Source organism: Streptomyces sp. WZ-12 (genome assembly GCF_028898845.1).
Taxonomy (GTDB): Bacteria; Actinomycetota; Actinomycetes; order Streptomycetales; family Streptomycetaceae; genus Streptomyces.
The window spans coordinates 9,037,939-9,060,164 of record NZ_CP118574.1 but is presented as its reverse complement, the minus strand read 5'-3'; the positions used below and the strand labels follow the sequence as shown (position 1 = coordinate 9,060,164).

General features: G+C 70.0%; 2 protein-coding genes. Both read right to left on the bottom strand.

Annotated elements, in window-relative coordinates; genetic code table 11:
- Positions 1 to 50: 50 nt before the first annotated feature.
- Positions 51 to 7,616: a non-ribosomal peptide synthetase gene (locus PV796_RS39730; RefSeq protein ID WP_274918736.1), complete on the bottom strand. Its 7,566-nt coding sequence runs from the start codon at positions 7,614 to 7,616 to the stop codon at positions 51 to 53.
- Positions 7,613 to 21,949 carry a non-ribosomal peptide synthase/polyketide synthase gene (locus PV796_RS39725; protein ID WP_274918735.1) on the bottom strand — a complete coding sequence of 4,779 codons (14,337 nt, stop codon included), beginning with the start codon at positions 21,947 to 21,949 and terminating at the stop codon, positions 7,613 to 7,615. The genes PV796_RS39730 and PV796_RS39725 overlap by 4 nt, the downstream gene beginning before the upstream one ends.
- Positions 21,950 to 22,226: the final 277 nt, after the last annotated feature.

Here is a 22,226-nt window from a genome sequence, read left to right as displayed (position 1 = left end):
TGCGCCGAGCGCGTCGCCGGTGCCGGGCGGACGCGCCGGCCCGGGCCGGTTCACCGATCCTGGGCGGGCAGGGGGAGGAATCCCGTGCGGGCGAAGTACGTCAGGTAGGCCCGTACGGTGTCGTCGGTGAGGGGCGGGAGGTGGACTCCCGATGCCGCCGCCGCGCGGTGCGTTGCGGAGGAGTCGAAGGTCCGGCGTGCGCGGGCTGCCCCGGCCGCCGTTTCGTCGGCCGCCTGTTGGCTGCCGGCGCCGAGGAAGAGCTGGGCGGCGTTGTCCGGCTGGTCGGCCACCAGCTTGCGCCAGTGGTCGAGTGGCACCGGCCGCACCGGGTGGCCCAGCGCGACCGCTGCCCGGAACACCTGCGAGAGCATCGGCGGCGCGGGGTGGGTGAGGTGGAAGGCGGTCGGTGCCTGGCCGGCCGGATTGCCCATCGTCTGCTGGTGGTTGGCGAGGGCGACGACTGCCGCGCTCACGTAGTCCACCGGTATCCAGTCGGTCGACTCGTCGGCCCCCTCGGGGACCGCCTGTGCCTGGAGGCATCCCTTGATGTACTGCCACAGCAGGTCGCGGTCCTGACAGGCGCCGGTGCGCGTGGCGCCCGAGATGCGCGCGGGGCGGTAGACGGTGACCGGGATGCCGCGGCTCCGTGCGATGCGGACGAGTTCCTCGGCGACCCACTTGCTCTGCGCGTAGCCGTCGGGCAGTTCGTGCACGGGGCCGATGGCGGAGGCTTCGGTGCGGGGTTGGCCGTCGGCGGTGTGGGGTGCGTACACGCCGGTGGTCGAGATGTAGTGCATGCCGCCGAACTCCGATGCGGCGGCGATCCGCAGGAGTTCCTCGGTGCCCGTGACGTTGGCAGCGCGGAGTTCGGTGTAGGGGGCGGCGAAGTTGACCCTGGCGCCGTTGTGGTAGACGGCGCCGACCCGCTTGCGCAGTGCCTGGTGCTCCCGGTCGGACAGGCCCAGGCCCGGCGCGCTCAGGTCACCCGGCAGGGGACGGATCAGCTCGCCGTAGTGCTCCTGCCACAGTCCGTACCGCTCCAGGCCGGACCGCAGCCTGCGGGCCCCCTCGGCGGTGTCGCGCGCCCGCACCAGGCAGTCCACCGGGGCCTGCGTCGACTCCAGCAGGTCGCGGAGCAGGAACGCTCCGAGGAAGCCCGAGGCTCCGGTGAGCAACGGGCGGCGGGGGCCAGCGGGTTCGCCGGGTAGGGGCCTGATCTCCGGGGCGATGTCGGGTGCCAGGCGCGCGTCCTGCCGGGGGTCGGGGCCGGGTGTGTCCGCGGTGCCGCCGTCCGGATCGTCCAGGAGGCACCGCACGCCGTCCGGGGTGGGTGCGGCGAAGAGGGCGCGCATCGACAGCCGTGTGCCGAACCGGTCCTCGATGCGTTGGGCCAACTTGACGGCGAGCAGGGAGTGTCCGCCGGCCTCGAAGAAATCGTCGTCCAGGCCCATTTCGGGCACGCCGAGGACTTCGGCGAACACCTCGCACAGCAGTTTCTCCCGCTCGGTGTCCGGCGCCCGTCCGGCGGCCGGGCCCGTGGCCGGGCCGGGGGCGGGCAGTCCGCGCCGGTCGATCTTCCCGTTCGGGGTCAGGGGCAGGGCGTCGAGCGTGACGAACGCGGACGGCACCATGTGTTCCGGCAGTTGCGCGGCGAGTGCCTGGCGCATCCGGGCGGGTGCCGTCTCCCGCTGCCCGTCGGCGGGGACGGCGTAGGCCACCAGTCGCCGGTCGCCCGGCCGGTCCTCCCGGACGACGGCGCAGGCGGCGGTGATCCCTGGTACGGCGGCCAACGCCGCCTCGATCTCGCCGAGTTCGATGCGGAAGCCCCGTAGCTTGACCTGGTCGTCGGCGCGGGAGAGGTATTCGAGTTCGCCCCGGTCGTTCCAGCGGACCAGGTCGCCCGTGCGGTACATGCGTCCGCCGGTGCGGCTGAACGGGTCGGCGACGAACCGGGTGGCGGTCAGGCCCGGGTTGCGGAGGTAGCCGCGAGCCAGTCCGTCGCCGGCCACGTACAGTTCGCCGCTGACCCCTGGTGGCACCAACTGCAGGGTGGCGTCGAGCACATACACCTGTGCGTTGCGCACCGGGACGCCGATCGGTACCCGGTGTGTCGGGGTTTGTGGCGCGGTCGGATGTTGGAAGTCGCTCATGGTGGCGCAGACCGTGGTCTCGGTCGGCCCGTAGGCGTTGACCACCCGTCGGCCGTCGGCCCACCTGGCGACCAGCGCCGGTGGGCACGCCTCACCGGCGAGCACCAGGGTGGTCCCGCCCGGTATGCCCTCGTGCTGGGGCATCACCGCGAGGGCGGCGGGCGGGAGGGTCAGGTGGGTGATGCCGCGTTCGGCGAGCAGGCCGGCCAGCGGGGGTCCCGGTACCAGTTGCGCCGGGTCGGCGACCTCCAGGCAGGCGCCGGTCAGCAGGCCCATGCAGATGTCCCAGAACGCCGCGTCGAAGCTGACCGAGGCCATCTGCAACACCCGGCTGGTGCGGGTGAGTTGGAGCCTTTCCGCCTGCGTGCGGACCATCGCGCCGACGCCCTGGTGGGTGACCACGACGCCCTTGGGTCGGCCGGTGGAGCCGGAGGTGTAGATGACGTAGGCGGGGTGGGTGAGCAGGGGGCGGGTGCGCGGGGGTGCGGTGTGGCCGGTGGACCAGGCGGGGGCGTCGTCGAGTGCCAGGCAGCGGGCGGCGGTGGGGAGTTCGTCGCGGAGGGTCGTGGTGGAGATCAGGAAGGCCGGCGCGGCGTCGTCGAGCATGAAGGAGATGCGGGCGGGCGGGTAGGCGGGGTCGAGGGGGAGGTAGGCCGCTCCGGTCTTCAGTACCGCCAGTATCGCGACGATCATGTCTGCCGAGCGGGGCAGCGCGAGGGCGACCAGGTCCTCGGGGCCGATGCCCCGTCCTGAGAGGTGGTGGGCGAGGTCGTTGGCGCGGGCTTCGAGCTGCGCGTAGGTCAGGGTGCCCGTCGCGTCGCGGACCGCCTGGGCGTCGGGGGTGCGGGCGACCCACTCCCCGAACAGCTCCGGCACCGTCGGGGCCGGCGGGTACGCGGCGGGGCCGCGTCCCCACTCCCCCAGCATCCGCACCCGCTCCTGGTCGGTGAGCAGGTCGTGGTTGCGGAGGGGCAGGTCGGGGTCGGCGACGACCGCGGAGAGCAGGCGGCACAGCCGGTGGGCCAGTCGGTGCACCGTCTCGGCGTCGAACAGCTCGGTGGAGTACTCCAGGTGGGCGTCGATGCCCGCGGCGGTACCGGCCGCGTCCCGGGTCTCGGTGAAGCTGAAGGTGAGGTCGAACTTGCTGATGCCGGTGTGCGCCGCCTGGCCGGTCGCCGTGATCCCGGGCAGCTCGATGCCGGCCGTCGCCTGGTTCTGCAGCACCAACATCACCTGGAACAACGGGTGGTGGTCCTGCGCCCGCGCCGGGTTGAGTGCCTGCACCAGCCGCTCGAACGGCACGTCCTGATGCGCGAACGCGGCGAGGTCGAACTCCCGTACCCGATCGAGGAGTTCGCGGAAGGTGGGGTCGCCGGACAGGTCCGTGCGCAGGACGAGGGTGTTGACGAAGAACCCGACCAGGTCGTCCAGGGCCTCGTCGCTCCGGCCGGCCACCGCGGTACCCAGCGGGATGTCGTCGCCGGCACCGTGCCGGGACAGCAGGGCGGACACCGCCGCCTGCACGACCATGAACAGGGTGCAGCCGGAGGACCGCGCCAACTCGACGAGTCCGCGGTGGGTTTCCTGGTCCAGGCCGAAGAAGTGGGCCTCGCCCCTGTGGTCGGTCACGGCGGGCCGCGGCCGGTCCCAGGGCAGCACCAGCTCCTCCGGCACGCCCGCCAGTGCCCGGCGCCAGAAGTCCAGTTGACGTGCCATCAGGCTGTCAGGGTCGGACTCCTCCCCCAGCATGCGCCGCTGCCACAGCGCGTAGTCGGCGTACTGCACCGGCAGCGGCGACCAGTCGGGAGTCCCACCCCCGGCGCGCGCCCGGTAGGCGGCGCCCAGGTCGCGGGCCAACGGCGCCAGCGACCAGCCGTCGCCGGCGATGTGGTGCAGCGCCAGTACCATCACATGGCTCTCCGCGCCCATCCGCAACAGACTCGCGCGCAGCGGTAGTTGGGCTTCCACGTCGATCGGCTCGGCCATCGCGGCGGAGATCCGGGCGGGCAGCTCGGGCTCCTCGACGTCGTCGACGGTCAGCGCGGGCGGTGCCTGGGCCGGGCCGAGGACCAGTTGCTCGGGCTCACCGTCGTGCTGGGGGAAGACGGTGCGCAGCGCCTCATGGCGCTCGATGACGTCGCCCAGCGCCGCGCCCAGCGCGTCGATGTCCAGCGGGCCGTCGAGCCGCACCACCAGCGGGATGTGGTAGGTGGCGCCGGACCCGTCCAACTTGCCCAGGAACCACAGGCGTTGCTGCGCGAAGGACAGTGGCAGCCTCGCCGGGCGCTGCGCGGGCACCAGGGCGTCCCGCGCCGCGTCCGCACCATCGAGGGCCGCGGCCAGTCGCGCGACGGTGGGGTGCTCGAAGAGCGTGCGCACTTCCAGTTCCACGCCGAGGGTGGTGCGGATGCGACTGACCAGGCGGGTGGCCAACAGGGAGTGTCCGCCGAGCGAGAAGAAACTCTCGTCGGCGGGAACCCGGCCGACGCCGAGCACGTCGGCGAACAGGTCGGCGAGCAGTTCCTCCTGCACGGTGCGTGGGCCGCGTCCGGCGCCGTCCGCGGTGTGTTGGGGCGCCGGCAGTGCCCGTCGGTCCAGCTTGCCGTTGGGGGTCAGCGGCAGCGCGTCCAGCACGACGAACGCCGACGGGACCAGGTAACCGGGCAGGGTCCGGCCGAGCTGCTCCGCCAGCGCCTCCGCGGATGTCGTGGTGCCGTCCGCGGCCACGGCGTAGGCCACCAGCCGCCGGTCGCCGGGGGTGTCCTCGCGGACGACGACGCAGGCGGCCGCCACTGTCGGCAGGGCGGTGAGCGCGGCCTCGATCTCGCCGGGTTCGATCCGGTGGCCGCGGAGTTTGACCTGGTCGTCGGCGCGGGTGAGGTATTCGAGTTCGTCCCGGTCGTTCCACCGCACGAGGTCGCCGGTGCGGTACATCCGTCCGCCCGCGGCGTCGAACGGGTCGGCCACGAAACGCGTGGCCGTCGCGTCGGGTCGGCCCACATAGCCGCGGGCCACTCCCGGTCCGGCGAGGTACAACTCGCCCACCACGCCCGCGGGTACCGGCCGCAGCCGGGCATCGAGGACGTAGCACCGCATGCCGTCCAGCGGCCGGCCAATCGGCGGAACCCGGTGTTCCGCGGTCGGCTGCGACGGCACCTCATACCGGGTCGCGAACGTCGTCGCCTCCGTCGGCCCGTAGCCGTTGACGAACGTCGTCCGGGGGCAGGCGGTCGCGGCGCGTTGCAGGACGCCCGCTGCCGCCGCCTCGCCGCCGGTCACCACCAGGCGCACGGTCGCGAACAGGTGCGGATCGCCGTCGGCGATGAGGTTGAACAGGGAGGTGGTTAGGAAGAGCGCGGTGATCCGCTCGGCGGCCAGGACGCGACCCAGGCGGTGCGGTTCGAGCGGGCCGTCTGGGGCGACGACGACCGTTCCGCCGTTGAGCAGCGGGACCCAGATCTCGCAGGTCGAGGCGTCGAAGACATAGGCGGAGTGCATCAGGACCGCGTCGGCGGCGCCGCGCCACATGGCATCGGCGGCGAGCGCCGCCACGTCGGCGTGGGTGACGCCGATGGCCTTGGGCTCGCCGGTGGAGCCGGAGGTGAACATCACGTACGCCAACCGCGCGGCACCGGTCGGCGCGGGAAGCGGGCCCGGCTCGGCGGGTGTGCCGTCGATGACGCGGCCGTCGGTGTCGACCACGACGACCGGGAGCCAGTCGCGGGCTTCCGCCACCCAGGGGTGGCCGGCGAGGTCCGCCGCGACGACGAGGGCGCGCAGACCGGCGGAGGCGGATATCCGGCGCAGCCTCCCGGCCGGCCAGCGGTCGTCCAGCGGTACGTATGCGCCGCCGGCCCGGACCGCGGCCAGGGAGGCCGTCACGACTGCGGCCGAGCGGCCGACCAGCACACCGACGCCGTCCTCGGCGGCCACGCCCAGACCCGTCAGACATCGTGCCAGGGATCCGGAGATTTCCGCCAACTCCCCGTACGACAAGGCACGTTCGCCCTGGCTGACCGCCACCGCGTCAGGGTTCGAAGCCGCTCGGGCGGCGAACAGTTCCGGCAGACCGGCCCGCAACGCACCGGACGGCAGGGGGGCGCCCCTCCCCTGGTCGAGCAGGCGTGCGCGCTCGCCGTCGAGCAACACCGACAGGCCGGCGACCGGCCGTTGGAGGTCATCGGCGCAGGCTTCCAGCAGCAGCCGCAGCCGCTCGGCCATCAGCCCTACGGTCCCGGATGCGAAGGCGTCCGTGCGATGGCCGAAGGTGATCCGCAGATCGTCCCCCGGCGCGATCGTGAGGGTGAGCGGGTAGTGCGCCGCGTCGGTGCCCCGGACGCCGGAGACCCGAAGGCCCGGGAGGCCCTCCTGGGCCTGCCGCAGCGCCGCCGCATCCATGGGGTAGTTCTCGAACACGGCGAGCGTGTCGAAGAGGTCGTCCAGGCCGGTCAGGGCGCGGATCTCGGTCAGCCCGAGGTACTGGGAGCCCAGGAGTCGGCCCTGCTCGTCCTGCATCCGGTGCAGCAGCGTGGCCAGGGTGTCGTCGGGGCGAATGCCGACGCGGACCGGAATCGTGTTGATGAACAGTCCGACCATGGTCTCGACACCGGGGAGCTCCGGCGGCCGTCCCGAGACGGTGGTGCCGAACAACACGTCGTCCTGGCCGGTGAGTTGGTGCAGCAGGACGCCCCAGGCGCCCTGCACCACCGTGTTGAGCGTCAGGCGGTGCCGGCGGGCCGCCTCCCGCAGCCGGGCGGTGGTGGCCTCCCCCAGATTCAGCACCACTTGCTCAGGCAACTCGCCCGACGACGCGGCGGCCGGCTGCTGGCCGGCCAGCAGGGTCGGCTGCGCCACTCCGGCCAGCGCCGCGCGCCAGGCACCGGCCGCGGCCGTCCGGTCCTGGGCGGCCAGCCAGGCGAGGTAGTCCCGGTACGGGGCGACGCGCGGCATCGCACTGCCGTCCCCGCCGCGCGCGTAGAGCTCGAACAGCTCGCGCACCAGCAGCGGCATCGACCAGCCGTCGAGGAGGAGGTGATGGTTCGTCATCACCAGGTGGTACCGGTGGTGTTCCCTCCGGATCAGGGTGAAGCGCATCAGGGGCGGTTCGGAGAGGTCGAACCGCCGCGTGCGGTCGGCGGCCAGGAACGCGGCGAACCGCTCCGCCCGTCCGGCCTCGTCACCGGTGCCGAAGTCGAGTTCCTCGAAGACCGGTGGGACCTCCACGGCGACGGCCTGGACCGGCTCGTCGAGGTCTTCGTGGAGGAACCCCACCCGGAGGTTCGCGTGCCTGCGCAGCAGTCCCTTCACGGCCGCGTACAGCACCGCCGCGTCGACCGGTCCCTCAAGGTCGAAGACGAACTGTGCGGTGTAGACGTCCACCGCCTCGGAGTCGTACACGGCATGGAACAGCATGCCTGCCTGCAGCGGTGTCAACGGCAGGACGTCCTGCAACTGAAACCCGGTCACTTGCGTCCACCCCACTTGTTCTGCAGCTTGTTCTGCAGTCGATCGATCTGAGCCTGGTTGAGCGAAACCAACGGAAGGTCGGAGGGCGTGTAGCCGCCGGCGTCGGGTGACTGAGCGTGCTCCGCGACGGCGCGCAGCGCCCGCAGCCAGCCTTCGGCCAGTTCCTCGACGTCCTCCTCCTTGAGCAGATCCGTCGGCCAGGTCCAGCCGGCGACCAGTTGGGGCCCCTCCGGCAGGTCCTTGGTGTAGGCGTTGATGTCCAGCACGTGGTGCACCGGCATGTCCGGGTCCTGACTGCGTGGCCCGCCCCCGTCGAAGAGCAACTGCCAGTCCCCGGCGTCACCGGCTGCCGATGAACCGGCATAGCGCCCCAGGTAGTTGAAGCCGACCTGCGGTGTCACGGCGTCCCTGAGCACGTCGCGGGTACGCGGATTGAGGTGGCGCAGCAGGCCGTAGCCGATGCCGTGGTCCGGGACGGTCCGCAGCTGTTCCTTGACCCGCTTCAGCGCGCGATCGACGAGCGGGGCGTCGAAGGCCCGTGCCTCATACCGGTTCACCGGACCCGGATCGAGCCGCACCGGGTACATGCTGGTGAACCAGCCGACGGTCCGGGACAGGTCGATGTGCTCGGCGATCTGCTCGCGACCGTGCCCCTCCAGGTCGAGCAGCACCGCGGATCCGCCCGCGTCCCCGCGCTCGGCACGCCACCCGACGATCGCCAGCGCCAGGCCGGTGAGCAGCACATCGTTGATACCCGCGTGGAAGGCGGTCGGCACGGTGGTCAGCAGCGGCCCGGTCCACTGTGCGGGCAGGGTGACCGTCAGCGTCCGCACGCCGTCGGCGGTGTCCCGGTCCGGGTCGAGCGGTCGGTATCCCCACTGCGGGTCCCCGGTGCGCAGGATCTCCTGCCAGAGCGGTAGTTCAGCGGCGCGCTCGGCGCTGCGCGCATCGGCCACCAGCAGCTCCGCCCATCTGCGGTAGGAGGTGCGCACCGGCGGCAGGGGCGATGTGCCGCCGTCCGCCGCGCCGGTGGTGACCGCCTGCCAGGCCGCGGCAAGGTCCGCGGTGAGGGTGCGCCACGAGACCGCGTCCACCGCGAGGTGATGGATGACGAGCAGCAGCCGACCGGGCCGGCCGGGCCCCGCGTCGTACCAGACGGCCTCCAGCACGCCGCCGGTGCCGGGCCGCAGCCGCAGGCGGGCGGCCTCCGCGGCCTCGGCGACCGCCTCATCGGTCCGGACGCCGTCGAGCCCGGCGATGTCGACCCGCGTCAGCCGCGCGCGGGCGCTCACGGCGCCCTGGGGCAGCACTTCGAGACCGGGGCGCCCCCCGGGCATGGCAGTCACCCGGAGCCGCAGCATGTCGTGGTGGTCCAGGAGGAGTTGGAGCGCCGCGGCGATGTCGCTCTCCGTCGCGCCGGCCGGTGAACGCAGCACGCTCGACTGGTTGTAACCGTCGGATGTGCCTGGCCGGTCGAGGAACCAGGCGGCGATGGGCGTGAGCGGCACCTCGCCGATGCCTGGGGTGGCTGCGGTCTCCGGTTCCGCGCCCAGCGGCACGGCGACCGACGCGATCGCCGCCACCGTCCGGTGCACGAAGACGTCGCGCGGGGTGATGACCAGTCCCTCGCTACGGGCCCTGCTGACGACCTGGATGGACAGGATGCTGTCGCCACCGAGGGCGAAGAAGTCGTCGTCGACGCCGACTTCAGGGATGCCGAGCGTCTCGGCGATCACCCCACACAGGAGCCGTTCCCCGTCGGTGCGCGGTGCCTGCCCGCCGGCCCGGTGCGTGTCCGGTTCGGGGGCGGGCAGGGCACGGCGGTCGACCTTGCCGTTGGGCAGCAGCGGCAACGCGTCGAGGACGACGAACGCGGCCGGCACCATGTAGTCGGGCAATGCCACAGTCAGGCTCCGCCGCAGCTCGACGGCGTCCACCTCCTGCCCGGCATCGGCCACCAGGTACGCAACCAGGCGTTTGTCGCCGGGGCGGTCCTCGCGGATGAGCGCACGCGCCGCCATAACGCCCGGGAGTGCCGTCAACGCACTCTCCACCTCACCCAACTCGATCCGAAAACCCCGCAACTTCACCTGGTCATCAGACCGCCCCACATACTCCAACCGACCCCACGCATCCCACCGCACCACATCACCCGTGCGATACATCCGCCCACCCGACGCACCAAACGGATCCGCCACAAAACGAGACGCCGTCAAACCCGGACGCCCCACATACCCACGCGCCAACAACCCACCCGCCACATACAACTCCCCCGACACACCCGGAGGCACCACCCGCAACGACCCATCCAACACATACACCCGCGCATTCCAAATCGGCCGCCCCAACGGCACCGAACCCAAACCCTCACCCGAACCCACCACATGCGCAGCAGCATCAATCGTCGCCTCCGTCGGCCCATACAAGTTGTGCACCTCCACCGACCACACCTCAGCCACCCGAGCCGCCAACTCCCCCCGCAACGGCTCACCACCACACAACACAACCCGCAAACACCCAGGAACCACCCCAGCCCCACCACCCAACACCAACGACAAATGCGACGGCACAAACTGCGCCACCGTCACCCCAAACTCCCGCATCCGATAAAGCAGTTGATCCGGATCACGATTAGTCTCCGGCGACACCAAACAGGCGGACGCACCATGCAGCAACGGCAGCCAAATCTCCCACACCGAGGCATCAAAACTCGGCGACGTCCGAGCCAACACCCGATCCTCACCCGTCAACCCCAGATGGTCAGCCATCCACGCCATGTGCTGCGTCAAGGCCGCATGAGTCACCACCACCCCCTTCGGACGCCCCGTAGAACCCGACGTGTAAATCACATACGCCGACCCCTCAGCCGACACCGGCCCCACCGGAACACACCCACCCCCCACAGACCAAGACGCCACATCATCCACCACAACCAACGGCACACCCACCGAAGGCAATTGACCCCGAACCACCCGATCCGTAATCAACAACTTCGGACCAGCGTCCTCCAACAAAAACGCAACACGACCAGCCGGATACGCCGGATCCACCGGCAAATACGCCGCCCCCACCATCAACACCGCCAACATCGCCACAACCATCTCCGCAGTACCCGGCAACGCCAACGCCACCACATCCTCCCGACCAACCCCACACCCCGACAAACACCGCGCCAAACCCTCCGCCTCCACCTCCAACTCCGCATACGTCAACACCCGCCGACCATCCCGAACCGCCACCGCACCCGGAACCCGCACCACCTGCGCACGGAAAAGCTCCGGCACCGTCAACGCCGGCACCCACCGAGACTCACCGTGCCCCGCAGTGATCACCCGCGACCGCTCCTCATCGGTGAACAACTCGACGTCGTGCACCCGCTGGTCGGGGTCGACAACCACGGCCACCAGCAACCGCGACAGGCGGTCGGCCAGCGCCTGGACGGTGTCGCGCTCGAACAGCTCGGTGGAGAACTCCAAGTGCCCCTCGATGCCCGCGATACCACCGGCCTCGTCCCGCTTCTCGGTGAGGGAGAAGGTCAGATCGAACTTGCTGACACCCGTGTGCACGGGCTGCCCGGTCACCACGACCCCCGGCAGGTCGATGTCCGCCGCCGCCTGGTTCTGCAGTACCAACATCACCTGGAACAACGGATGACGATCCTGCGACCGCACCGGGTTGAGTGCCTCCACCAACCGCTCGAATGGCACGTCCTGATGGGCGAACGCCGCTAGAGCGAAGTCCCGTACCCGGTCGAGCAGTTCGCGGAAACTGGGAGCGCCCGACAGGTCCGTCCGCAGCACGAGGGTGTTGACGAAGAACCCGACCAGGTCGTCCAGGGCCTCATCGGTCCGCCCGGCCACCGCAGTGCCCAGCGGGATGTCGTCGCCGGCACCGTGCCGGGACAGCAGCACGGACACCGCCGCCTGCACGACCATGAACAGGGTGCATCCACACGACCGGGCCAACTCCACGAGCCCCCGGTGCGTATCCTGGTCGATCACGAAGGTGAGGGCGTCGCCCTCGTGCTTCAGCACTGCGGGACGCGGCCGGTCCCACGGCAGTTCGACCAACTCGGGTATGCCGCCGAGCTGTTGGCGCCAGAAGTCCAGTTGGCGGGCCGTCAGGCTCTCGGGGTCGGACTCCTCGCCGAGCATGCGCCGCTGCCACAGGGTGTAGTCGGCGTACTGCACCGGCAGCGGCGACCAGTCAGGGACCCGGCCCTCGGTCCGCGCCCGATAGGCCGTGCCGAGGTCCCGGGCCAGCGGCGCCACCGACCAGCCGTCTGCCGCGATGTGATGCACCACCAGTGCCAGTACGTGCGCCTCGGCGCCCAGCCGCAGCAATCGCGCTCGCACGGGAACGTCCTTCGCCACGTCGAAGGCGCAACTGACGCTGTCCGTGAGTGCCCGGTCGAGTTCGGCGGGCGACACGTCCTGGGGCTGCGGTGCGAGGTCGACGGCGGACGCGTCCAGCACGAGCTGACGGGCGACGCCGTCGGTCACCGGATAGACCGTGCGCAGGGTCTCGTGGCGCTCGACGAGGTCGCCGAGCGCCGCGCCCAGCGCGGGGACGTCCAGCGCGCCGTCGAGCCGCAGCACCATCGGAATGTTGTAGGTGGCGCCAGGGTCCTCAAGCCGGTTGAGGAACCACAGGCGCTGCTGCGCGAAGGAGAGCGGCATGCCCTCGGGCCGCTGTTCGGGCAGTACCGACGGCCGTGCCGCGTCGGCGCTGTCGAGTACCGCGGCGAGCCCGGCGACCGACGGGTGTGCGAAGAGCGTGCGGACCTCGACCTCGACGCCCAAGGTGGAGCGCACCCGGCTCACCAGTCGCGTCGCCAGCAGCGAATGTCCGCCGGCCGCGAAGAAGTTGTCCGTCACGCCGACCCGGTCGACGCCCAGGACCGTGGCGAACAGGCCACACAGGATCTCCTCGCGGGCCGTGCGCGGGCCGCGGCCCTCAGCGGCACCGGACGCCTCGGGCACCGGAAGCGCGCGGTGGTCGACCTTCCCGTTCGGCGTCAGCGGAAGCGCGTCGAGCATGACGAACGCCGAGGGAACGCTGTACGCCGGGAGGACCCGTCCCGCATCCGACGCCAGTTCCGCGGGGTCCAGTTCCGCGCCTGCGGAGGGCACCACATACCCGACCAGCCGCCGGTCGCCCGGCAGGTCCTCCCGTACCCGCACGTGCGCGGTGGCGACGCCCGGCAGACCGGCGAGCACGCCCTCCACCTCACCGGGTTCGATGCGGTGGCCGCGGAGTTTGACCTGATCGTCGGCGCGGGCGAGGTAGACCAGCCGCCCATCCTCGTCCCACCGGACCAGGTCCCCGGTGCGGTACATCCGCCCGCCCGACGGATCGAACGGGTCGGCGACGAAGCGGGTGGCCGTCAGGCCGGGGCGGCCCAGATACCCGCGGGCCACGCCCGGTCCGGCGAGGTACAACTCTCCGGTCACGCCTGGCGCCACCCTGGCCAGGCCGGCGTCCAACACGTAGGCACGCATGCCGTCGAGCGGTTGGCCGATGGGCGGCGGTCCCATCGGTGTGTCGGGGGTGACGTGGTACCGGGTGGCGAACGTGGTCGTCTCCGTCGGCCCGTAGACGTGCTGGACCCGCGTGCCGGGCAGGTGACTGGCGAGGCGTTGCATCGCTCCTGGCGAGGCCGTTTCGCCGCCCGCGCAGACCATCCGGACGCCGGCCAGGGCCTGCGGGTCCACCTCCGCCACGACGTTGAACAGGGCGGTGGTCAGGAACAGGCCGGTGACACGCTCAGCGACGACGATGTCACGCAGGACATGAGGCTCAACAGCACCCTCCGGCGCAACAACCACACGCCCACCCCGCAGCAGCGGCACCCAAATCTCGAAAGTCGAAGCATCAAAGACATACGCAGAATGCAAAAGCACCGCATCCGCAACACCACCACCCCACGCACTATCAGCCGCCAACGCCGCCACATCCGCATGCGACACCCCCACACCCTTGGGCACACCCGTCGAACCAGACGTGAACATCACATACGCCAACCGCTCACCCCCCACCACCGACGGCAACACCACACCACCCACCGACCGCGAACCCTCAACCACCCGACCCACCCCATCAACCACCACAACCGGCACAGACGCACGCGCCTCCTCAACCCACACATGACCAGCCAACTCCACACCAACCACCAACACCTGGATGCCACCCACATCCGCCACCTGACGCAACCGCTCCACAGGCCAACGAGCATCCAACGGCACATACACACCACCCGCCCGCACCACAGCCAACGACGCCACCACCACCCCCACAGAACGCCCCAACAACACACCCACACCACCCTCAACCCCTACACCACACCCCACCAAACACAACGCCAAAACACCCGAAACCTCCCCCAACTCACCATACGACAAAGCCACTTCACCACCCGACACCGCCACCGCACACGGATCCGCAACCACCCGCGCCGCGAACAACTCGGGCAGGCTCGCCCCGGCCGTAGCGGCCGGGAGCCGCGCACCCTCGCCCCAGCCGACGACCTCGGCGTGTTCGCGGTCGGACAGCAGGTCGTAGCTGTGCAGGGGGCGATCCGGATCGGTGGCGACGGCCTCCAGCAGCCGGATCAGGCGGCAGGTCAGGGCCTCGATAGTGGCGGCATCGAAGAGCGCGGTCGCGTACTCGACTCCGGCCGTCAGCCCGCCCTGCGCGCCGTCCGCCCCGAAGGCGAACGTCAGGTCGAACTTGCTGATCCCGTTGTGCACCAGTCGGCTGCCGACCGTGAGCCCCGGCAGATCGGTGTCGGCGGTGTCCTGGTTCTGCAGCACCAGCATCGTCTGAAACAGCGGGTGATGGTTGCGCGCACGGACCGGGTTGAGGCTCTCCACCAGCCATTCGAACGGCACGTCCTGATGGGCGTACGCCGCGAGGTCGAACTCCCGAACACGGCCGAGGAGTTCGCGGAACGTCGGGTCGCCCGACACGTCCGTGCGCAGGACGAGGGTGTTGACGAAGAAGCCGATCAGATCGTCCAGTGCCTCGTCGGTACGGCCTGCGACAGGGGTGCCGAGGGGGATGTCGGACCCGGCGCCGTGCCGGGAGAGCACCGTCGCCACGGCGGCCTGCAGCACCATGAACAGCGTGCTGCCGGAGGACCGGGCGAGATCGAGCAACCGGTGATGCAGCGCGGCTTCCAACGTGCGGACGAAGACACCACCGGAAGGGTCCGTGACGGCCGGGCGGGGCCGGTCGAGGGGAAGTTCGAGCAGTTCCGGGAGCCCGTTCAACGCGTCCCGCCAGAAGGCGAGTTGCTGTGACGCCAGGCTGTCGGGGTCGCTCTCCGCGCCGAGGATGTCCCGCTGCCAGAGGGTGTAGTCGGCGTACTGCACCGTCGGCCTCGGCCGGTCGGGTGCCTTGCCAGCGATGCGCGCCCGGTAGGCGGCACCCAGGTCGCGGGCCAACGGTGCCAGGGACCAGCCGTCACCGGCGATGTGGTGCAGGACCAGCACCAACACGTGGTGTTCGGCATCCGTCCTGAACAGCCAGGCGCGCAGCGGCAGATCGGTCATCACGTCGAACGCACTCGTCACCGCGTCGCTCACGGCCGTGTCGAGCGCGTCCGCCGCGATCTCACGCACCCGCAGGTCCAGGCCCACGAAGGAGGAATCCAGCACGCGTTGGTGTGGTACGCCGTCCCGCTCGGGAAAGACGGTGCGCAACACCTCATGCCGTTCGACCACGTCACCGAGTGCGGAGCGCAGGGCCCGGGCATCGAGCGTCCCGTCGAGTTCCAGCACGAGCGGGATGTTGTAGGTGGCACCGGGACCGTCAAGTCGGTTGAGGAACCACAGACGTTGCTGGGCGAAGGACAGCGGGACGGTCGTGGGCCGCTCTGCCCGCGCCACCGAGGTCCTGGCCCGCCCCGCTCCGTCCAGCACGGCGGCGAGACCGGAGGGTGTGGGGTGTTGGAAGAGCGTGCGGACGGCGAGCTCGACTCCGAGGACGGAGCGCACCCGGCTGACGAGCCGGGTGGCGAGCAACGAATGCCCGCCCAGATCGAAGAAACCGTCGTCGACTCCGACCCGGGCTCGGCCCAGCACGTCGGCGAAGAGACCACACAGGATCTCTTCCTGGGCCGTGTGCGGGTTGCGCCCCTCGCTGCCCGCCGACGCCTCGGGGGCGGGCAGGGCGCGGCGGTCGACCTTGCCGTTGGGCAGCAGCGGCAACGCGTCGAGGACGACGAACGCGGCCGGCACCATGTAGTCGGGCAGGGCGCCGATCAACTCCGTCCGCAGCGCGGCCTGATGCACGGTGCTGCCGTCCGCGGGAACGACATAGGCGACCAGGCGTTTGTCGCCGGGGCGGTCCTCGCGGATAAGCGCACGCGCCGCCATAACGCCCGGGAGTGCCGTCAACGCACTCTCCACCTCACCCAACTCGATCCGAAAACCCCGCAACTTCACCTGGTCATCAGACCGCCCCACATACTCCAACCGACCCCACGCATCCCACCGCACCACATCACCCGTGCGATACATCCGCCCACCCGACGCACCAAACGGATCCGCCACAAAACGAGACGCCGTCAAACCCGGACGCCCCACATACCCACGCGCCAACAACCCACCCGCCACATACAACTCCCCCGACACACCCGGAGGCACCACCCGCAACGACCCATCCAACACATACACCCGCGCATTCCAAATCGGCCGCCCCAACGGCACCGAACCCAAACCCTCACCCGAACCCACCACATGCGCAGCAGCATCAATCGTCGCCTCCGTCGGCCCATACAAGTTGTGCACCTCCACCGACCACACCTCAGCCACCCGAGCCGCCAACTCCCCCCGCAACGGCTCACCACCACACAACACAACCCGCAAACACCCAGGAACCACCCCAGCCCCACCACCCAACACCAACGACAAATGCGACGGCACAAACTGCGCCACCGTCACCCCAAACTCCCGCATCCGATAAAGCAGTTGATCCGGATCACGATTAGTCTCCGGCGACACCAAACAGGCGGACGCACCATGCAGCAACGGCAGCCAAATCTCCCACACCGAGGCATCAAAACTCGGCGACGTCCGAGCCAACACCCGATCCTCACCCGTCAACCCCAGATGGTCAGCCATCCACGCCATGTGCTGCGTCAAGGCCGCATGAGTCACCACCACCCCCTTCGGACGCCCCGTAGAACCCGACGTGTAAATCACATACGCCGACCCCTCAGCCGACACCGGCCCCACCGGAACACACCCACCCCCCACAGACCAAGACGCCACATCATCCACCACAACCAACGGCACACCCACCGAAGGCAATTGACCCCGAACCACCCGATCCGTAATCAACAACTTCGGACCAGCGTCCTCCAACAAAAACGCAACACGACCAGCCGGATACGCCGGATCCACCGGCAAATACGCCGCCCCCACCATCAACACCGCCAACATCGCCACAACCATCTCCGCAGTACCCGGCAACGCCAACGCCACCACATCCTCCCGACCAACCCCACACCCCGACAAACACCGCGCCAAACCCTCCGCCTCCACCTCCAACTCCGCATACGTCAACACCCGCCGACCATCCCGAACCGCCACCGCACCCGGAACCCGCACCACCTGCGCACGGAAAAGCTCCGGCACCGTCAACGCCGGCACCCACCGAGACTCACCGTGCCCCGCAGTGATCACCCGCGACCGCTCCTCATCGGTGAACAACTCGACGTCGTGCACCCGCTGGTCGGGGTCGACAACCACGGCCACCAGCAACCGCGACAGGCGGTCGGCCAGCGCCTGGACGGTGTCGCGCTCGAACAGCTCGGTGGAGAACTCCAAGTGCCCCTCGATGCCCGCGATACCACCGGCCTCGTCCCGCTTCTCGGTGAGGGAGAAGGTCAGATCGAACTTGCTGACACCCGTGTGCACGGGCTGCCCGGTCACCACGACCCCCGGCAGGTCGATGTCCGCCGCCGCCTGGTTCTGCAGTACCAACATCACCTGGAACAACGGATGACGATCCTGCGACCGCACCGGGTTGAGTGCCTCCACCAACCGCTCGAATGGCACGTCCTGATGGGCGAACGCCGCTAGAGCGAAGTCCCGTACCCGGTCGAGCAGTTCGCGGAAACTGGGAGCGCCCGACAGGTCCGTCCGCAGCACGAGGGTGTTGACGAAGAACCCGACCAGGTCGTCCAGGGCCTCATCGGTCCGCCCGGCCACCGCAGTGCCCAGCGGGATGTCGTCGCCGGCACCGTGCCGGGACAGCAGCACGGACACCGCCGCCTGCACGACCATGAACAACGTGCAGCCACCCGACCGCGCCAACTCCACGAGCCCCCGGTGCACTTCCGCCGTGACGAGGAAGGGGACGGCGTCACCGCGGTGCTGCGACACGGCGGGCCGGGACCGGTCCAGTGGCAGTGCCAGCGTTTCGGGCACGCCGGCCAACGCCCGGCGCCAGAAGTCGAGTTGGCGGGCCGTCAGGCTCTCGGGGTCGGACTCCTCGCCGAGCATGCGCCGCTGCCACAGGGTGTAGTCGGCGTACTGCACCGGCAGCGGCGACCAGTCAGGAACCCGACCCTCGGCACGCACCCGATAGGCGGCACCCAGGTCGCGAGCCAGCGGCGCCAACGACCAGCCGTCCGCGGCGATGTGATGCACCACCAGGATGAGTACGTGCGCGTCGGCACCGAGTCGCAGCAACCGCACCCGTATCGCGGGGTCTCCCGACAGGTCGAAGGCTCCGGTCGCCGCCGAGCGGATCTCTTCACCGGCCCACTGCTCGACCACGGCCGGGTCTCCGCCGCCCGGCGCCTCCTCGAAGCCCAGCGGCACCAGCCCGGCCGCTTGCGCCGCGTCGCAGATATGCTGGCGCGGCGCTCCGCCCTCCTCTACGAAGACGGTGCGCAGGGTCTCGTGGCGCTCGACGACATCCGCGAGCCCGGCGCGCAGGGCATCAAGGTCCAGGGGGCCGTCGAGCCGTAGCACCAGCGGGATGTTGTAGGTGGCGCCGGGCCCCTCAAGCCGGTTGAGGAACCACAGGCGCTGCTGCGCGAAGGACAACGGGAGATCCCGCGGGCGCTCCTCGCGGACCAGGGCGGCCCGCGCCCGGTCGGCCGTGTCGAGCGCGGTGGCGAGTTCGCTGACGGTCGGGTGTTGGAAGAGCGTGCGCACGTCCAGTTCGGCGTCGAGTGCCGAGCGCGCGCGGCTGACCAGGCGCGTCGCCAGGAGCGAATGCCCTCCGAGGGCGAAGAAGTCGTCGTGTACGCCGATGCCGTCGGTGCCGAGGACGTCGGCGAACAAGGCCAGCAGCAGTTCCTCGCGGACGGTGCGCGGGCCGCGCCCGGCGGTGCGTTCCGGCAGCCGGGGCGCGGGCAGGGCCCGGCGGTCGACCTTCCCGTTCGGCGTCAGCGGCAGCGTCGCGAGGGGCACGAAGACCGAGGGGACCATATAGGCGGGAAGGACGCGGCCCACCGACGAGGACAGTTCACCCTCGTCCACGGACGAGCCGTCCGCCGGGACCACATAGCCCACCAACTGCCGGTCGCCGGGCAGGTCTTCGCGTACGACGACGCAGGCGGCGACCACCGAGGGCAGTTCGGCGAGGACGCTTTCGATCTCTCCGGGCTCGATGCGGTGGCCGCGGAGTTTGACCTGGTCGTCGGCGCGGGCAAGGTAGACCAGCCGCCCGTCCTCGTCCCACCGGACCAGATCGCCGGTGCGGTACATCCGCCCGCCCGACGGGTCGAAGGGGTCGGCGACGAAGCGGGTCGCGGTCAGCCCCGGGCGGCCTGCGTAGCCGCGTGCTACGCCCTTGCCTGCCAGGTACAGCTCACCTGCGACCCCGGGCGGGACGAGTCCCAGGGCGGAGTCGAGGACGTAGGCGCGCATGCCGTCGAGCGGTTGGCCGATGGGCGGCGGTCCCATCAGTGTGTCGGGGGTGACGTGGTACCGGGTGGCGAACGTGGTCGTCTCCGTCGGCCCGTAGACGTGCTGGACCCGCGTACTGGGCAGTTCGCGGGCGAGGCGCTGCATGGCATGGGGCGCGGCCCGTTCGCCGCCGGTGCAGACCGCGCGGACCCCGGTGAGGGCTTGCGGGTCGACTTCGGCGATGACGTTGAACAGGGCGGTGGTCAGGAACAGGCCGGTGACACGCTCAGCAGCGACGATGTCACGCAGGACATGAGGCTCAACAGCACCCTCCGGCGCAACAACCACACGCCCACCCCGCAGCAGCGGCACCCAAATCTCAAAAGTCGAGGCATCAAAGACATACGCAGAATGCAAAAGCACCGCATCCGCAACACCGCCACCCCACGCACTGTCTGCCGCCAACGCCGCCACATCCGCATGCGACACCCCCACCCCCTTGGGCACACCCGTCGAACCAGACGTGAACATCACATACGCCAACCGCTCACCCCCCACCACCGACGGCAACACCACACCACCCACCGACCGCGAACCCTCAACCACCCGACCCACCCCATCAACCACCACAACCGGCACAGACGCACGCGCCTCCTCAACCCACACATGACCAGCCAACTCCACACCAACCACCAACACCTGGATGCCACCCACATCCGCCACCTGACGCAACCGCTCCACAGGCCAACGAGCATCCAACGGCACATACACACCACCCGCCCGCACCACAGCCAACGACGCCACCACCACCCCCACAGAACGCCCCAACAACACACCCACACCACCCTCAACCCCTACACCACACCCCACCAAACACAACGCCAAAACACCCGAAACCTCCCCCAACTCACCATACGACAAAGCCACTTCACCACCCGACACCGCCACCGCACACGGATCCGCAACCACCCGCGCCGCGAACAACTCGGGGAGCGATGCCTGTCGGGCCGACTCGTCGCCTCGTCGTTCGAGGTGGGCGCCGCGCCCTGCCGCAAGCACCTGGCCGGCGGTCTGCTCGTCGAGGATCGCGAGGCGGGAGAGCGGAGACGTGGCGTCGGCCCGGGAGAGTTCGGCGACGAGCGTGGTGATGCCCTGCTGGTGTGGCCTGATGTCCTCGGGGCGGTACAGGTCCGGGTTCACGTCGAAGCCGATCAGCGGCCCCTTCCCCTCTGACCGCTCGGAGAGGAAGAGGGAGAGCTCGTCAACCGGGCCGGTGGACAGCAGCCTTGAAACGCCGGCGCTTCCGGCGAAGTCGAGGGCGTACTCGTAGGGCATGACGTTCACGACCACGTCACACATCCGGGCCGCGTCGCCGGTGATCCTGAGGTCGCGCGCGAGCTGCTCCTTGGAGTAGCGACGGTGGCGCAGCGCCAACCGCATCTCGGCGGCGACGGTCCGCACCAGCGTTTCGACGGTCATGTCCGGAGTGATCCGCACGCGCAGCGGGAGGATGTTCGCCGTCATGCCCGGGATGGCGCGCAGACGGCCGGGGCGGCCGTTCGAGGCGAGTCCGACGGTCACGTCGCTCGCGCCGGCGACCCGGCCGAGGTACGCGGCGACCGCGCTGACGAAGACGGCGGACCAGGTGGTTCTGGTCGCGGTGGCCAACGCGCGCAGGCCGTCCATCAGTTGCGGGTCGAGGGTCTCGCCCTGGTGCAGATGATTACCGCCCGCCGCATGCCGTTCGTCGCCGGCCCCCGGTCGTGAAGCGACGTCCTGTGGCGTAGGGGCTTCGTCACCGATTTGGTGAGCGGCAACGAGCAGCGCGTTACCGGCGGCACCGTCGGCCCGGGTGAAATCAGCGAATTTCTCGGTCCAATACGCCTTGTCCCGTTGGAAATCAGCTGATTGCCGGTACGCCGTCTCGTCGTCGACGAGAGCACTGAGCGGAGCGAATAATTCCGGCTCCGCCTCGCCGCGCACCGCGGCGGTATACGTCTCGGCCACCTTGCGTGCGAGAACGGAGCAGCCGAGGCCGTCCATCACAATGTGGTGATAGCGGATGTACCAATAGTGGCGGTCGGGGCTCAGTGTGAGCAGGGCGAAGGCGTGGTGCGGCGGGGTCGACGTGCCGGTGGTGGCCATGTCGGCGGCCATGAAGCGCTCGGCGGCGCCGGCCGGGTCCGGCTCGGCGGAGAGGTCAATGGCGCGCGAACGTCCAGGTAACGCGGGCACCACGCGTTGACGAATGTCGTCACCCTGCTCGATTAACTCGATATTGAGCGTGTCACAGCCATTGCTGACTTTTTCCAGCGATGCCATGAACAGGGCCTCGTCCAACGGGCCCTGGATTTCTATGCATTCACCGATGTTGTACTTCGGGCTCTGCGGATCCAACTGCTGCCCGTACCACACCCCCTGCTGCGACATCGTCAGCGGGAGGAGGCGTGCGTGGTTTTTCGGCATGGTGCTTCCGCCCTTTCAGGGGGTGTGTATTCGGTCGCCCCATCAGGGCTCGGGAATGCGTCCGGGGTCACCGGAGAGGAGTCACATCTTGAACTATGGGTAACGGCCCGAAGAATTACCTTCGTTCGCCGTTTCCGCCATGCCGGAGATCACTTCCGGGCACGGCGAAGCGACATCATCGAAGGGAATCGAGACAGAAGGACTGATGTGCATGCGCATCACCGCCCGGCACGGGCGATGGCGGATGGCACGGCCGTGACCATGCGGCACCACCGGT

Bases quoted from the DNA above. Each gene is read 5' to 3' on its own strand.
- PV796_RS39725 (WP_274918735.1), bottom strand. From the start codon at position 21,949: ATGCCGAAAAACCACGCACGCCTCCTCCCGCTGACGATGTCGCAGCAG.